At 71.6% G+C, this 15,303-nt stretch carries 14 protein-coding genes; 4 read left to right on the top strand and 10 right to left on the bottom strand.

What is annotated here, in order from left to right; translation table 11 throughout:
* Nucleotides 1–483: 483 nt before the first annotated feature.
* The 3 genes from rlmN to BIU90_RS00060 all read right to left on the bottom strand — a co-directional run bounded on the left by rlmN (nucleotide 484) and on the right by BIU90_RS00060 (nucleotide 3,717).
* Complete coding sequence (gene rlmN, locus BIU90_RS00070; protein WP_071298211.1) at nucleotides 484–1,716, bottom strand: 23S rRNA (adenine(2503)-C(2))-methyltransferase RlmN; 1,233 nt, start codon at nucleotides 1,714–1,716, stop codon at nucleotides 484–486.
* Between the two features lie 41 nt (nucleotides 1,717–1,757).
* Nucleotides 1,758–2,699 carry a C40 family peptidase gene (locus BIU90_RS18010; protein ID WP_071298210.1) on the bottom strand — a complete coding sequence of 314 codons (942 nt, stop codon included), beginning with the start codon at nucleotides 2,697–2,699 and terminating at the stop codon, nucleotides 1,758–1,760.
* A 139-nt stretch (nucleotides 2,700–2,838) separates the two neighbouring features.
* On the bottom strand, nucleotides 2,839–3,717 hold the full coding sequence (locus BIU90_RS00060; RefSeq protein ID WP_071298209.1) for an alpha/beta fold hydrolase: 879 nt from the start codon (nucleotides 3,715–3,717) through the stop codon (nucleotides 2,839–2,841).
* 152 nt (nucleotides 3,718–3,869) lie between these two features.
* Here BIU90_RS00060 and BIU90_RS00055 point away from each other — a divergent pair, with 152 nt between their 5' ends.
* Together BIU90_RS00055 and BIU90_RS00050 are read left to right on the top strand one after the other, a co-directional pair.
* Nucleotides 3,870–4,520 (top strand): class I SAM-dependent methyltransferase, encoded by a 651-nt coding sequence (locus tag BIU90_RS00055; protein WP_071298208.1) that lies wholly within the window; start codon nucleotides 3,870–3,872, stop codon nucleotides 4,518–4,520.
* A gap of 25 nt (nucleotides 4,521–4,545) precedes the next feature.
* Nucleotides 4,546–5,388 (top strand): PmoA family protein, encoded by an 843-nt coding sequence (locus tag BIU90_RS00050; protein ID WP_071298207.1) that lies wholly within the window; start codon nucleotides 4,546–4,548, stop codon nucleotides 5,386–5,388.
* Between the two features lie 70 nt (nucleotides 5,389–5,458).
* Here the strand turns inward: BIU90_RS00050 and BIU90_RS00045 are convergent, their stop codons facing one another.
* Entirely contained in the window at nucleotides 5,459–6,121 is a 663-nt protein-coding gene (locus BIU90_RS00045) for an SDR family NAD(P)-dependent oxidoreductase (protein ID WP_071298206.1), read from the bottom strand.
* Nucleotides 6,118–7,053 (bottom strand): helix-turn-helix domain-containing protein, encoded by a 936-nt coding sequence (locus BIU90_RS00040; protein ID WP_071298205.1) that lies wholly within the window; start codon nucleotides 7,051–7,053, stop codon nucleotides 6,118–6,120. Before BIU90_RS00040 ends, BIU90_RS00045 begins: the two co-directional genes overlap by 4 nt.
* A 118-nt stretch (nucleotides 7,054–7,171) precedes the next feature.
* On the opposite strand from BIU90_RS00040, the gene BIU90_RS00035 reads away from it, so the two are divergent.
* Nucleotides 7,172–7,822: a DUF1345 domain-containing protein gene (locus tag BIU90_RS00035; RefSeq protein ID WP_254786891.1), complete on the top strand. Its 651-nt coding sequence runs from the start codon at nucleotides 7,172–7,174 to the stop codon at nucleotides 7,820–7,822.
* Nucleotides 7,823–7,937: 115 nt separating this feature from the next.
* Here BIU90_RS00035 and BIU90_RS00030 read toward each other — a convergent pair whose 3' ends face one another.
* Nucleotides 7,938–9,827 carry a PIG-L family deacetylase gene (locus BIU90_RS00030; protein ID WP_071298204.1) on the bottom strand — a complete coding sequence of 630 codons (1,890 nt, stop codon included), beginning with the start codon at nucleotides 9,825–9,827 and terminating at the stop codon, nucleotides 7,938–7,940.
* Between the two features lie 219 nt (nucleotides 9,828–10,046).
* The gene (locus BIU90_RS00025) at nucleotides 10,047–11,009 is read right to left on the bottom strand and encodes an SDR family NAD(P)-dependent oxidoreductase (protein ID WP_071298203.1); all 963 of its coding nucleotides are present in this window, start codon (nucleotides 11,007–11,009) and stop codon (nucleotides 10,047–10,049) included.
* 91 nt (nucleotides 11,010–11,100) lie between these two features.
* Here BIU90_RS00025 and BIU90_RS00020 point away from each other — a divergent pair, with 91 nt between their 5' ends.
* Nucleotides 11,101–12,924 carry a BCCT family transporter gene (locus tag BIU90_RS00020; RefSeq protein WP_175470092.1) on the top strand — a complete coding sequence of 608 codons (1,824 nt, stop codon included), beginning with the start codon at nucleotides 11,101–11,103 and terminating at the stop codon, nucleotides 12,922–12,924.
* A 141-nt stretch (nucleotides 12,925–13,065) separates the two neighbouring features.
* Here BIU90_RS00020 and BIU90_RS00015 read toward each other — a convergent pair whose 3' ends face one another.
* The 3 genes from BIU90_RS00015 to BIU90_RS18495 form a co-directional block, all read right to left on the bottom strand.
* Complete coding sequence (locus BIU90_RS00015) at nucleotides 13,066–13,974, bottom strand: LD-carboxypeptidase (protein ID WP_071298202.1); 909 nt, start codon at nucleotides 13,972–13,974, stop codon at nucleotides 13,066–13,068.
* Between the two features lie 62 nt (nucleotides 13,975–14,036).
* Nucleotides 14,037–14,516: a hypothetical protein gene (locus tag BIU90_RS18005; RefSeq protein WP_139195029.1), complete on the bottom strand. Its 480-nt coding sequence runs from the start codon at nucleotides 14,514–14,516 to the stop codon at nucleotides 14,037–14,039.
* A 187-nt stretch (nucleotides 14,517–14,703) separates the two neighbouring features.
* Nucleotides 14,704–15,303, bottom strand: a 600-nt coding sequence (locus tag BIU90_RS18495) for a hypothetical protein (protein ID WP_071298200.1), incomplete at its 5' end; no start/stop codon positions are given.

Below are 15,303 nucleotides of genomic sequence, written 5' to 3'. Positions count from 1 at the left end.
CCAAAAGGAATTGTCTCCGACTCGACCAGCAAGCTGACCGAGCACGGGGTCAATAAATTGGCATTGACAATGTGCACGCTGTTGAGTTCTCAAGGACCAGACGCACTCCCCACTCGACCCCACGAAGAGGTTCCGCCAGAGAGGCATTCGTACTTGGCTGCCACCGGAGCAGGACTCCGAGGCTGGTTGCCTGAGCGGGACCCCGTCCGGACTGCGTCTCAAGGCTTGCACCCTGTGACCGTCTCGGCCGTTCCGTTCTCCGCCTCAGCGGCAACGAGTGATTACTCTACACAGGCCCTGGGGGCCCCGCCAACCGTCGTCCCGCCCGGGCGTGTCGCACCCGGGTGAACGCGGGGCGTCGCTCCGGTGACGGGCTGTCGACGCGTCGGGGACGGGTGGTGGACCGGCCCCGGGAACGACGGGAGGCACGGTGCGGAACCGCACCGTGCCTCCTGTCCGAGCGCCGTCAGGCGTCCGGGGGTCTCACTCCGCGGCGGCGAGCTGACCACACGCGCCGTCGATCTCCTTGCCGCGGGTGTCGCGGAGGGTCGTCGGGATGCCGGCGGCGTTGAGTCGGCGGACGAACTCGTCCTGCACGTGCACCTCGGACGAGGTCCACACGGAGCCCGGCGTCGGGTTGAGCGGGATGGGGTTGACGTGCACCCAGCCCTTGCCGCGCTTGTTGAGCTTCTCGGCGAGCAGGTCGGCTCGCCAGGCGTGGTCGTTCATGTCCTTGATGAGCGCGTACTCGATCGAGACCCGCCGACCGGTCTTGAGGTAGTAGTTGTGCGCGGCGTCGATGGCCTCGTCGGCCTTCCAGCGCGAGTTCACCGGGATGAGCTCGTCGCGCAGTTCGTCGTCCGGCGCGTGCAGCGACAGCGCGAAGGTGATCGGGATCCCCTCGTCGGCGAGCTTGTTGATCGCCGGCACCAGGCCGACGGTCGAGACGGTGATCCCACGGGCGCTCATGCCGAGGCCGTGCGGTTGCGGCGCGACCATGGTCCGGACGGCGTCCATCACCCGCTTGTAGTTCGCCAGGGGCTCCCCCATGCCCATGAAGACGATGTTGGTCACCCGTTCGGCATCGACGCGGTCCTTGCCGCCCTTGCGCGGATCACCGCCGAGCTCCCCTGCGGCGATGGCGGCGTTCGCCCGGACGATCTGCTCGATGATCTCCGCCGTCGACATGTTGCGCGTGAGGCCCTGCTGCCCGGTGGCACAGAAGGGGCAGTTCATGCCGCAGCCCGCCTGGGACGACACGCACAGCGTGATGCGCCCGGGGTACCGCATGAGCACGGACTCGACCAGGGCGCCGTCGTGCAGCTTCCAGAGGAACTTGATCGTGTCGCCCTTGTCCGTCGCCAGACGCCGGGTCTCGGTCAACAGCGGTGGGAGCATGCCCGCGACGAGCTGCTCGCGCTGCGCGGCCGGCAGGTCCGTCATCCGGTCGGGGTCGGACGTGTGGTGCGTGAAGTAGTGCGTCGACAGCTGCTTGGCACGGAAACCCGGCAGGCCGAGCTCCTTGACCTTCGCCTCGCGCTCCTCGACCGACAGGTCGGCGAGGTGCTCCGGCGGCTTGCCGCGCTTGGGCGACGCGAACTGCAGGAGCGGCCGGCCCTCACCGTCGGTGGCCTGCGTCCAGCCCTCGGTCCGCGGGCGCACCTGCGGGCGCGCAGAGCGCTGCTCTTCGAACGGGGTGCGGGTGTCGGCGGCCATCACTCCAGCTTACGGGACGCGTGGCACGGGCCGGCGTCCGGTCAGGAACCGGCGGGCAGCAGCCGTGCGAAGTGGTGCGCGGCGGAGTACATCGGCACGATGTCGACGACCTCGCCCGGGTGCGGCGCCTGCAGCACGAGGCCGTCGCCCAGGTACAGCCCGACGTGGTCCTCGTTGTCGTACACCACCATGTCGCCCGGCAGCGCCTCGGACGCGGAGATCGTCGTCGCCGCGGCGTCCTGGGTGGGGACGTAGTGCACGAGCTGGATGCCGACCGCCTGGTACGCCACCATCGTCAGGCCCGAGCAGTCGATGCCCGAGTGGCTCGCGCCGCCCTCGACGTACGGGTCGCCCATGTACTGCAGCGCCGTCTCGAGCACGGTCGCCCGGTCACCGCCGGCGGAGAGTGCCGCGGAGATGGCCGACTCGGCCTGCGCGGTCGTCACGCCGAAGCGGGTCACGAGCGTCGGGTAGGACACGACGGTGGTCGTGGTGGTCGCGGTCATGCTGTCGGTCGAGGTCACCGGGATCTCGACGTCGTGGGCGACCGTGTAGTTCTGCAGCGGCTCGGACGCGGTCGTCACCGAGGGGCCGGGAGCCGCGGGGGTGGCGGCGTTCGCGGGCATCGACAGGGTGAGCGCGGAGGTGAAGGCCAGGGCCGGCGCCAGGATCAGTGCGGCGCGCTTGGCGTTCGCGGCCCGGCGCACGTGACGCGGGTCCAGCGCCCGTTCGGCACGGAGCGAGCCGGTCCGCGAGACGAACGCGGCCGGTGCAGTGGACGTCGGGGAGGCCGGGCTCGGCTTCCGCGCCGGGTGCAGCGCGACGACGCGGGCCGGCTCGCGGTGCTCGACGTAGCTGGACCGTGCGATCGCGGGTCCGGTGGCAGCGCGGCGTCCGCGGGTGCGGGCAGTCGGAACGGAGGGGGACGGAGCTGGGGCTGACTGGCGGTCGTCGGCGTCAGCGGGCAGAGCGTGGCGTCCCATGGTTCCTTCCGGGTTCGGGTCCGTCCTCGCTGGAGGGGGACACGAGAAGATAACGTATTGGTCACGAACCGGGCCCTGGCTGAGGAAGTGACCCCGGTTCCTGCGGTGGGTCACAGGCTCGGGCGGGGCTCCTGGTGCGTCAGCGGGAGGCAGCGAAGAGCTCTTGCGCGCGCGCCCGGACCGCTGCCGAGTCACGGTGGGCCCAGAACGCGAAGTGTGTGCCACCCGGCAGCAGCACGAGTTCGGCGTTCGGGATCTCGGTCGCGGCGCGGACGCTGTGCGACTCGTCGACCTCGGTGTCGGCATCGCCGTGCACGACGAGCACCGGCGCGCTGATCCGTTCGAGCTCGAGGGAGTCGATCGCGGCGAACGTGCGCAGGTCGTTCCGCCACCCGGCACGGTGGGGGCCGGAGCTGTTCCCCGTCGCGGCCATGTCGAGCATGAACGCGCGTCGGTCGGCATCGCCCAGGACGCCCGCGACGTGCCGCCGCAGCAGCCGACCGTGCAGGTTGCTGACGCCTGCGACCGCTCCGCCGACGACCGCGCGCGGCAGGTGCCGCACCGCGAGCGCGGCCAGGCGCGCACCGAGGGCGGTGTGCGCCACGAGGTAGGTGAACGGGCCGATCGGTCCGGGCACGTAGCGACCGCTGACTGCCGACACCGCGACGAGCGCCGAGACGCGCTCGGGGTACCGCGCTGCCAACCGGTACGCCACGGGGCCGCCACCGGACCAGGCGAGCACGCCGACGCGGTCGATGCCCAGGTCGTCGAGGACGGACACGAGCAGGTCGGCCTCGTCGTCGATGGACGCGTGGTCCGGGTCGAGCGGGGTGTCGAGGTACCCCGGCCGTGAGACCAGGACCGTGTGGAAGCGGTCCGAGGGGAGGAAGCGACCCATCACCTCGGCCGCGTCGATGCCGCCGGGCGACCCGTGCAGCACGAGCACGGGCGCACCGGTCCCCCGCACGGTGGTCTGCACGCGCGCAGTCCCCGTGTGGACGAGCGGATCGATGGTCATGGACCGAAGCTAGTCGCGGAGCCCATGGACGGGCCGTCACTGTCCGGAGACGGCGCTCAGGTCGGCGCTGTCCATGCACTCCGAGGTTCTCCGCATTGCCGATCCGGCAACATCGCTTGCCTCAGTGGTGGCGCCTGTGCGTCACTGACGACATGCACGAGCACACCGCTTCGGAGGACCTGCCCGACGCTGCGACGTACTGGGAGTCCCGGTACGCCGACCAGGAGCGGATGTGGTCCGGACGGGCGAACGCCGTGCTCAGCGAAGTCGCCCGCACCCTGCCGTCATCGACCGCGCTGGATCTGGGCTGCGGCGAAGGCGGCGACGTGATCTGGCTGGCGGCGCAGGGTTGGCACGCGACGGGCGTCGACCTCTCCCCCACCGCGACCGAGCGCGGGACGGCGGCCGCCACCGCGGCGGGTCTCGGCGACCAGGTCCACCTCGTCGCCGCTGACCTGGCGTCGTGGGACACCGACGAGCGCTTCGCCCTGGTGACCGCGTCCTTCCTCCAGTCCTGGCCGGTCGAGATCCCTCGCGCGGCGATCCTGCGCCGGGCGACGCGGTTCGTGGCGCCGGACGGACACCTGCTCGTCACGGCCCACGCGACGCCTCCCGGCGGGATGCCCGAGGGGCTCGAAACGTACCGGTTCCCGACGCCCGAGGAGGACCTCGTCGCGCTCGGCGTCGCTGACGATGCCGACTGGCAGGTGGTGGTCGCCGAGGTGCGACCCCGGACGGTCACCCGGGACGATGGCAGTGTGCACGACGTTCGGGACAGCGTCGTGCTGGTCCGGCGTCGATGACCCTGGGCCCGGTAGGTTCAGTGGCGTGACGAGCGACGCCGTGCTGCACCGCTGGCGCGTCCCTGATCGGCACGGCGCCGCGGCCGAGGTGGCGACGGAACTCGACGGCGGCGGCACGGCTCGCGCCTCGGTCCCGCGGCCGTACCTGCATCCCGTCCGGACGCTCGGGGGCACGGTCCTGAGTGCGCACCACCCGACAGACCACGACTGGCACTGCGGCGTCGGCACCGCGATCCCGGACGTCGACGGCATCAACTGCTGGGGCGGTCCGACGTACGTCCGCGACGAGGGCTACGTCCGGCGCGACGACCACGGCACCGTGGCCCTCGAGCGGGCCTCGGTGGTCGGCGACACCCGGACCGAGGAGCTCCTCTGGCGCGGGCCGGACGGACGCCCGGTCCTGCACGAGGAACGGACGACGACCTGCACCGGTCTGGGTCCGGACGCGTGGGAGCTCCGGACGACGTCGACGTTCCGGCCGGCGGGCAACGCCCCGGTCCGGCTCGGCGGCCCGGGCAGCAACGGCCGCACCGGTGCCGGGTACGGCGGCTTCTGGTGGCGGTTCCCCGACTGCGCCGGGGTCGATGTCCGGACGGCGACCGCGACGGGCGAGGCTGCGGTGCACGGGTCCGTGGCGCCGTGGGTCGCCTGGTCCGCGACCTTCGGGGACCGTCCGGCGACGGTGGTGCTCGAAGCCGTCGGGCACCAGGACCCGTGGTTCGTCCGGGTCGCGGAGTACCCGGCGCTCGGCTCCGCGCTCGCGTGGGCGTCGGCGGTCACGGTCGCCCCGGGCAGCCCGCTGGTGCGCGCGTTCCGCGCGGTCGTGGCGGACGGGCTGGCTGATCCCGTCGACCTGCTGGGGCGCTGATCTGACACCGTGACGGACGGGAGGCCGGTGCCAGCTGGCACCGGGCCTCCCGTCCGTCACTGGCACGAGGTCAGGAGAGCGGCTCCGCGTAGACGCGGAAGTCGCCGCGGTCCGTGTGCATCGACCAGAGGTGCTCGGCGACCGCAGCGGCCGCGTGGTCGTCCTGACCGTCGTCGATGCCGAACGGGATGATGAGCTGGCCGACGTGGATCGACTGGTCGGCGAGCGCCTCGTGCAGGAGCTGCGCGTAGGCGCTCTCCGCGGCGAACGCGACGGACGTGCCGGTCACCTTGTCGGCGGGCCGGACGGCGCTCGCGCCGTTGACGAACAGCAGCGTGCCGTGCCCGATCGCCCGCATGCCGGGGATCGCCTGGCGTGCGGCAGCGACCGACCCGTAGACGGAGAACTCGATCGGGCCGACCAGGTCGGCCTCGGTGGTCTCGAGGACCGGCCGCATGTACTCCTTGGCCGGCAGCGGGCTGTACTGCAGGACCTCGATCGGGCCGAGCTCCTCGGTGGCCCGCTCGAGCGCGTGGCGGATCGACTCCGGGTCGCGCACGTTCGCCGTGTAGCCCGCGGCGCTGTGGCCGTCCTGTCGGAGCTCGGCGGCGAGCGCGTCGACGCGGTCCTGGTTGCGGGCGACGAGGGCGACGGCGAAGCCCTCGCGGGCGAAGCGGCGGGCGACGGCCAGGCCGAGGCCCTTGCCGGCACCGATGATCGCGATGGTGGTCATGCGGGTCCTTCCGTGGTGGGGGTTCGTGTCGACTCTGCTCCGCGTGGCTGGGTCGCTCCGGCAGGGTCGTCCTGGCGCTCGTGTTCCTGCGTGGCGACCCAGCTGGCGAGCAGGCGCAGCGCGTCCTCGCTGGGCGACCCCGGCGCCGCCGAGTAGACCAGGAAGTTCAGGCCCGGGTCCCCCATCGGCTCCATCGCCTCGTACACCAGGTCGAGGTCGCCCACCACCGGGTGGTGGAAGTGCTTGTCGCCGTTCGCGTGGTGGCGCACGTCGTGGGCGCCCCACCGGGTGCGGAACTCCTGGGAGCGGGTGGAGAGCTCCCCGACCAGGTCCTGCAGCGCCCGGTCGTGCGGGTTCCTTCCGGCCTCGGTGCGCAGGATCGCGACGTTGATGTCGGCGGCCTGGGACCAGTTCGGGTAGAAGTGCTCGGCGTCCTCGCGGTGCAGGAACGTGAAGCGCGCGAGGTTGACCGGCCGCTCGGGCAGCGCGTACATCCCCCAGTAGAGCCCGCGGAAGAGCTGGTTCTCGGCGAGGACGTCCATCCGTCCGTTGCGGACGAACGCCGGGCCCGCGGTGAAGCCGTCGAGCGCCCACTGCATGCTGGTGCGGACGTCCTTCGGGGACGGTCGACGGCGGCGGCGCACCGGGGACGCGTTCGCCTCGCGCGCGAGGTCGAGCAGGTGCTCGCGTTCGGCATCGTCGAGCAGCAGGGCGTCGGCGAGCGCCACGAGCACCGTCTCGGAGACCCCGACCAGGTCACCGCGCTCGAGCTTGGCGTAGTACTCGACACTGACGCCGGCGAGCATCGCGACCTCGGTCCGGCGCAGTCCCGGCACGCGTCGCCCCGGGCCACCGGGCAGCGCGACCCGGTCGGGCGTCACGCGGGCTCGGCGGCTGGTGAGGAACTCCTTGACGTCGTCCTTGTTCGACATGCCCCAACGGTACGAGCCAGTCCGGCGGCGTGGCGTGCCCTGGTGGTACACCCCGGCGGCTGCAGCGAAGGCTGACAGGTCGGCGGACCGCGTCGCAGCCGGGTGGGATGCTGACCGCGTGGACATCACCCCGCACGCACACCGCCCGGAGCGGTACCGCCACCGTCTCGTCCTGATGCTCGTCGTCGGGGTGCTCGTCGCCGTCGTCGCCGGCGTCACGGTCGGGCCGCGGTGGGCGGCGTCGATCGGCTGGGCCGCGGCGTGCGCGACGTACGTGGCCACCGCGTTCCCGCTGCTGCGCTTCGACGCGGCCCGGACCGGGGCGCACTCCGCCCGGGAGGACCCCCGTCGGACGGCGTCGGACCTGCTGCTGGTCGGGGCGGCCCTGGCGAGCGTGGTGGCGCTGTTCGTGGTGCTCGGCAGCGCGAAGGGCCTGCACGGTCAGGCGCAGGACGCGGCCGCGGCGCTCGGTGTGGTGAGCGTGTTCCTGTCGTGGCTGCTCGTGCAGACACTCTTCACGCTGCGGTACGCCGAGCTGTACTACAGCGGGCAGCCGGGCGGCATCGACTTCAACCAGGACGAGCCGCCGCGGTACTCCGACTTCGCGTACTTCGCGGTCACGGTGGGCATGACGTACCAGGTCTCGGACACCTCGATCCGGACCTCGACCATCCGGAGCGCCACGCTCCGGCACGCGCTGCTGTCGTTCTTCTTCGGGACCGTCGTGATCGCGAGCGTCATCAACCTGGTCGCCGGTCTGGCGTCCTGACCGGCCGCCCGACGGGCCGGTACGGTGACGGACCGGTACCGACAACGGACTGGAGGCCCGGTGCCAGCTGGCACCGGGCCTCCCGTCCGTCCGGGGTGCGCGACGAGCGCTCGGTTCAGCCCGAGAACGCCTGCAGCTCCGCCAGCCCGACGTTCCGCGTCGATCCACTGACCCCGGTCACGGTGAACGTGAGCGAGGACACCGTCCGGGCCGCGAACGACACCGTCGTCGCCGCTCCGGCGTTGTCGAGCGACCCGACCGGGACGGTCGTGCCGTCCGAGAAGGTCACCGTCCCGCTGGTGACCTGGTCGTCGGTGTTCGGCCGGTCGAAGAACACGAGCCGGCCGAGCGTCACCGGGGACGCCCACGTCAACTTCAGGGTCGAGCCGGTGCGCCCGCCGTTCGTGGCCCACTCGGCCGAGGCGACGCCCGGGTAGCCGTCGACCACGCCGTCGATCGCCTTCGCGGCGGTCTGCCCGGTCGAGGGCGACTCCGAGGACGCCACGGCCGTCGCACTCGTGGCCAGGTTCGTCGTCGACGGGGTGGTCGTCGGCGGCGTCGTGACCGGCGGCGAGGTCGTCGAGCCGGGCGTCCACGCCTGCATCTCGGCGAGTCCGACGTTCTTGGTCGACGCGCTGACCGCGGTGACGGTGAGCCGCACGCTCGTGATCGACCGGGTGCTGAAGGACACCTCGGTAGCGCTGCCGTCGTTCGCCAGGCTCGGCACCGTGGCGGTCGAGCCGTCCGAGAACGTCAGCGTGCCCCCGGTCACCTGGTCGTCGGCGTTCGGCCGGTCGAAGAGCACGATGCGGTTGATCGCGATGGGCTCCATCCAGGTCAGCTGCACCCAGGTGCCGGCTCCCCCGCCCTGCGAGGCCCACTCGGCGGCCGCGTTGACCGGGTAGCCGTTGGCGTTGCCGTCGATGACCTTGACGGCTCCCTGCCCGTCGGCGAGGTTCTGCGACGACGCGGTGACCTGCGCCGATGCTGCGGCGTTGCCGGCCGCGGTGCCGGTGCCGCCGGAGGGGTCGGTCCCCGTCCCGGTGCCGCCCGTGCCGGTCCCGCCACCCGTCCCGGTCCCCGGGGACGTCAGGTCGGACACCGGGTGCATCCGCGGCAGCCACTGCTCCTCGGGCTTGCCGGCGCAGGCCACCGCGGTCTGGCAGATGAGCGAGTCGTACGGGGTGTACGTGTAGAACGCGGCCGTCTTCGCCGCCAGGTCCGAGCCGGAGACGTTCGCCGGCAGCTGCACCGTCGGGTACCCCAGGTACGGCGTGATCGGCACGCTCGACGCCACGGCGTTCCGCGCCTGGAGCGTCAGCGCGCCGACCGCGTGGTGGTCGCTGTGGTCCGTGTCGGTGCCGAACCCGTGGACGTAGTCCATCGACCGGATGATCGTGGGCGCGGCCTTCGTCATGAGCGCGCCGATGGTGCTCACCAGCGATGCCTGCGTGTACGTCTGCCGCGCCGACCCGGCCGTCGTGATCGACGGGATGTAGCCCACCATCAGCTGCTCGAGGCTCTGCGACCCGGTCGCGGCGAACCCGCTGCCGTCGATGTTGCCGTCGGGCAGACGCATGAAGACCAGCTGCACGCTCGGCATCGCCGTGAGCGTCGAGCGCTGCACCGTGCGTCCGGCGTCGACCTCGCTCACGGTCGTCCAGGCGTTCTTGACGTTCGTCATGTTCGCGTACGCAGCTCGGAGGCCGGCCTCACGCGAGTTCGCGTAGGTCGTCCCCTTGCCGGCGTCGCCGGAGGTCACGACCACCGTCGTCGTGCACCACCCGGCGGCCTGCGTCTTCGCGAGCACCGCGGGGTTCATGAAGAACAGGTCGTCGTCCGGGTGCGCGGTGACCTCCAGCTGCGAGCCGGCGGAACAGGATCCGGCCGCCTGCGCGGTCGCGGCGGAACCGACGACGGCCGTCGCGGTCAGGACGGCGGCCAGCAACAGGGCTGCAGGGGTCGCCAGACGGGGGCGCGCGGACGCGCGCAGGGAGAGTCGCATGGGTCGTGTCCAGGTCCGCGCGGTCCCAGGGTGGCCGCGATCCTCACAGCGAACCACCGCAAGGACGCAGTGCGGAAGTACCGGGGACGAACCATGCGTCTTGCCGCACCGCAGAGAACCCCGCAACGATGGGGCTGCGCGCGCCGGTCGGGGCGTTGCGGGGCGCCGGTCGGGAGGCTCCGGTGCCGTCCGGCGTCGACCCCGGCGTCCGTCAGGCGGTCAGGACCGACGCGAGGTGAGCGTCTCGCTCACGTCCCACAGGCGCTCGGCCGCCTCCGGGGCCAGGGCCCACGGTCGCACGCCGACGAGGGGCTGGTCGTCGGTCGCGGGCACGGCTTCGTTGCAGTCCTCGAAGTAGCGGCCACCGATGCCCTCGACGAGCGGCGACGCAGCGAGCAGGACCGAGGTCGCCGCACCCTGCTCGGGCGTCTTGAAGCCCACCGCGGGCGAACCGTCGGCGTCCACGATGCCGATGGCGAGGGCCTGCTCGTGCGACAGGTGGCGCGACAGGTCGGTCAGGATCCCGCCCGGGTGCACCGCGTTGGCGAGGACCCCCTCGGCAGCCCAGCGCCGGGTGGCCTCGACCGCGAAGAGCGCGTTCGCCGTCTTGGACTGCCCGTACGCGATCCAGGGGTCGTAGGGGCGGCGGTCGAACATCAGGTCGTCGAGGTCCACGCCGCTCGTGTGGTGCCCGGCCGAGCTCAGCACGACGACGCGGGACGGTCGTCCGTGCTCGTCGGCACCGGCGCGCAGGGCGTCGTGCAGCCCGGTGACCAGTGCGTGGTGGCCGAGGTGGTTCGTCGCGAACTGCAGCTCCCAGCCCTCGGGCGTGCGCAGTTCCGGCGTCGCCATGACGCCCGCGTTGGCGATGACGACGTCGAGCGGGCCGGACCAGTCCCGGGTGCAGGCGTGGACCGACCTCTGGTCCGCGAGGTCGAGCGGCCGGACGTCCACGGCGGCGTCGGGGGTGCTCGCCCGGAGTCCGTCCGCCGCCCGCTCCCCCTGCTCGACGTTCCGGACGGCGAGGGTCACGGCAGCGCCGGCGCGGACGAGGGCTGCGGACGTCGCACGGCCGATGCCGGACGCACCGCCCGTGATCAGGACCCGAAGCCCTCGGAGGTCGAGTCCGTGCAGGACGTCGTCAGCGGCGGTGGTGGCGCCGAAGGGTGTGGTGGTCCTCATGGCGTCACTCCAGGCGACAGGTGTCGGCTTCTCCGGGTCGATCGGGCACCTGAGCGAACACGAAGTGTCGCTCCCAGGCACCATGGACTGCATGGCAACGACCGATACACACACCACCGCTCCACGACTGAAGACCTGGGTGTTCTGGCCGGCTGCCGTGATCGTGCTCGGCTTCGTCGTCTGGACCCTCAGCGCCCCCGCGTCGGCCGAGTCCGCCTTCGCCGCACTGCAGGCCGCCATCGTCGCGAACTTCAGCTGGTACTACGTCCTCATCGCGGCCGGCTTCGTCGCGTTCTCGCTCTTCATCGGCTTCAGCAAGTTCGGCGACATCAAGCTCGGCAAGGACCAGGACGAACCCGAGTTCTCCACCGGCTCGTGGTTCGCCCTGCTGTTCGCCGCCGGGATGGGCATCGGTCTCGTCTTCTACGGCGTGTCCGAACCGCTCAGCCACTTCGCCTCCCCGCGTCCCGGCGTCACCGGCGACGAGCAGTCCCTCGCCCAACAGGCCATGACGCAGACCTTCCTGCACTGGGGGCTGCACGCGTGGGCGATCTACGTCGTCCTCGGCCTGGCACTGGCCTACGCGATCCACCGTCGTGGACGCCCGGTCTCGATCCGGTGGGCGCTCGAACCGCTGCTCGGGTCCCGTGTCGAGGGCGGTTGGGGCAACGTGATCGACGTGATCGCCCTCATCGGCACGCTGTTCGGTGTCGCGACCTCGCTCGGCCTCGGCGTCATCCAGATCGGCGCCGGCCTCGAGAGCGCCGGCATCGCCGAGAGCAGCACCGTCAGCCAGCTCGCGATCATCGCCGTGATCACCGCGCTCACGATCGTGTCCCTGGTGACCGGCGTGACCAAGGGCATGAAGCTGTTGTCGAACTTCAACCTGCTGCTCGCCGCCGCCCTGCTGCTCTTCATCCTGATCGTCGGCCCGACCCAGTACCTGCTGCGCGACTTCGTGCAGTCCATCGGCGCCTACCTGCAGAGCCTGGTCGGGCTGTCGTTCAACGTCAGCGCCCAGCAGGGTGCCGCGGGTGAGGCATGGCAGGCGTCGTGGACGACCTTCTACTGGGGCTGGTGGATGTCGTGGGCCCCCTTCGTCGGGATCTTCATCGCCCGCATCTCCAAGGGCCGCACCGTGCGGCAGTTCGTCTTCGGGGTGCTCCTGGTCCCGACGGCGCTGACGATGCTGTGGTTCGCGGTGCTCGGCGGTGCTGCGATCCACCAGCAGATGAACGGCGGCGGTCTCGTCGGGTCGGACGGCTCCGTGGACGTCGAGGGTTCGCTGTTCACGCTGCTCGCCGACCTGCCCGCCGGCACCGTGCTGACGTTCGGCGCGATCCTGCTCATCGGCGTGTTCTTCGTCACGTCCTCGGACTCCGGCTCCCTCGTGATGGCGATGATCGCCTCCGGCGGTGACATCGAGCCGAAGAACTGGCTGCGGGTGTTCTTCGCGGGCGTCTCCGCGCTGCTCGCCGTCGCCCTGCTGCTGACCGGCGGTCTCAACGCGCTGAAGACCGCCGCGATCACCACCGCGCTGCCGTTCAGCATCGTGCTGCTCCTGACGTGCTGGTCGACGATCATCGCGTTCACCCGGGAGCGCCGAGCGTACGACCGGGCCGAGCGGGCCCTGCTGCTCGAGCGGGTCGGTGAGTACTACGGACTCGAGGTCGACGGACCTGCGCAGCGCGGCATCCGCACGGGGCTCGGGCGGCCGTGGCAGGCGCTGAAGCACCGGCTGCAGCCGGACCGGAACGCGGGGTCCGCGACGGTGCCGCATCCGGACCGTCCCGCGGTGGCGCTCGAGCCCGACCCGCCGGTGCGGGCCGGGGACGTGTCGCCCGACCCGGCGCTCGACCCGCGGCTCGATGCGACGGTCCCGCACGATTCCGGGCAGGCTTCCGCGGACCGGTGACCGGTCGGACGAGGGCCACGCCGCGGACGGGTCGTTGGCGGTCGTGATCCTCGTCGCCGGCAAGCGCTGGGCTGCACTGCACTGCACTGCTGCACGGGATCCGAACCGGCGAGTTGACACCGAGCAGCGTCCGGTCGGCGATCAGGTCCCGGACGGCGCGGCGACCGTCAGGCGAGCGTGGTCGACGTCGAGGACGGCGTGCGTGCCGAGCGGCACGGTGTCGAGGTCCTGGATGTGTCCGATGGGCAGGCCGCCGAGGACGGGGACGCCGAGCGCGTCGAGGTGGTCGCCGAGGGTGTCGAGGACGGTCCACCCCCGGTCCTCGTAGCCAGCGAACTGGTCGATGCTGCCGAGGGCCACGCCGACCACACCGTCGAGCGCTCCGGAGTGCCGCAGCTGTGTCAGCGCCCGGTCCACCATCCCGAGCCCCGCGGCACGGTTGACCTCGAGGAGGAAGATCCTGGCTTCGAGGTCGAGGTCCACGACCCCGACCGATCGCGCGAGCATCTCGAGGTTGCCGCCGAAGAGCGCCCCCTCAGCACGCCCCGCGGTGGTGAGCTCCGCCGAGAGGGCGTCGGCGTCGGCGTCGACGATGGTCTGGGCGCCCTCCATGAGCAGCCGTCGGACATGATCGGCATGAGCGCCGGCGATCGCACCGTGCAGCGTCGGGACGCCGGCGGCGTCCCACACACAGTGCAGCGCGGTGATGTCGCTGTACCCGATCAGCACCTTGGGATCGGCACGGAGGGCGTCGACGTCGACCTCCGGGACGATCCGGAAACTGCCGCATCCGCCGGTGGACGCGATCACGGCCCGGATCGCCGGGTCGCGGACCACGGTGTTGAGGTCAGCAACTCGAGCGGCATCGGTGCCGGCGAGGTAGCCGCGGTGGTCGAGTGCGTGCGGCGCGATCACCGCACGGAGGCCCCACGACTCGACCTGCTGGGCGATCCAGCCCGGCACGGAGTCTTCTGGCCACGACGCCGGCGAGACGATCGCGACGGTGTCGCCGGGGACCAGGGTTCGAGGTTCACGCGTCGTTGCTCTCATGCTCCCGGACCCTATCCAGCACCGCCGTCACCGCCTGGGGCGCAGACGACCGACCGGCAGGGTCAGTGCGCGTCGGACATCCCGCCGCTGATGAAGGTCGACGTGACGGTGTCGTCCGTCAGCCCGCAGTTGTAGATGGCGTACGGATCGTCGTGGCCGTCGAGGAACGTGAACGGGTAGGTGAGCTGGTGGTGGCCGTCAGCTTCCGTGTACCCGGAGGGCTTCTCGGTGAACGTCAGACGCACCCCGGCGGCCTCGGCGCCGATGGAGCACTGGTCGTACACGTGCTGCGCGAGCGCTGACACGGGCGTCGACGGCGCCGGCGCTGTTGCCGACGGTTCCACGGGCTCCGGATCTGCGACCGCCGACGCCGTCGCCGACCGGCTCGGCGTGCTGGCTGCTGGGGTCGAGGTCATCGTGGGCGTGGACGGAGCTGTGCCGGCGCTCTCTGGCACTGAGGCTCCGCTCGCCGTGGCGCAACCAGTGAGTGCGGCAGCGATGAGCAGTGCGGTGGTGGTGGCGGCGATGGTGCGTTGGCGCATGGTGTTCCCCCTGGTGATGTGGTTGCCCTCACTGAGGAATGTCGTGCAGCGGCCGATCCTGACGGACGCGGACTCCTCCACGCCGAACCGATCCCGGGGGACGGACGGAGCAACAGCAACGCCCCGTCGCGGGGCGACGGGGCGTTGCTGTCCCGGCCTGTCGTGCGCAGCCGGTCTTTCGGGGGTGTTACTTGATCTGTGCGGTGATGGTGGCGGTGCCGACGAGCAGGCCACCCTTGACGGCGTCGGTCTTGAACGTGCTGTTCAGCAGCGTCGCGGCGTCGTTGGAGACGTGGACGGTGGTGCCGGTGAGGATCGCGTTGTCACCCTCGAGCTGCAGCGGCTTCAGCGTCCCACCGTGCAGGGAGAACAGGTACGCGTTGGACGCAGCGACCTGCCCGTTGACCAGGACGTCACCGTAGAGCTTGGAGGAGCCCGGGTTCACCACGAAGTTCTCCAGCGTCACGGTCGTGCTGCCCGCGGCGAGCGTGAGACCGGAACCGTTGTGGTTCAGCAGGCCCTGCACGTAGGGACGGTACGACCCGTCCGGGGACCAGTACGTCACGGAGCCGGCGGTGATCGGGAACGACACCGCGCCACCGTCGAGCTTCGCCGAACCCGACACACCCGGGGTCAGGCCCAGGGACTTCAGCGCGTCGGTGAAGCCCGAGTCGAGCGCGACGGAGGTGTTCCCGCCCTTGACCTCGGGAACCGACGCGACCGGTGCCGGGATCTTCGACGACGACGAAGCGACGGTGTGGACCGTCGGGGTCGCGGCGTTCGCGGC

The sequence above is a fragment of the Curtobacterium sp. MCBA15_001 genome (assembly GCF_001864835.1).
Lineage (GTDB): Bacteria > Actinomycetota > Actinomycetes > Actinomycetales > Microbacteriaceae > Curtobacterium.
This window is presented reverse-complemented; position numbering and strand designations above follow the sequence as displayed.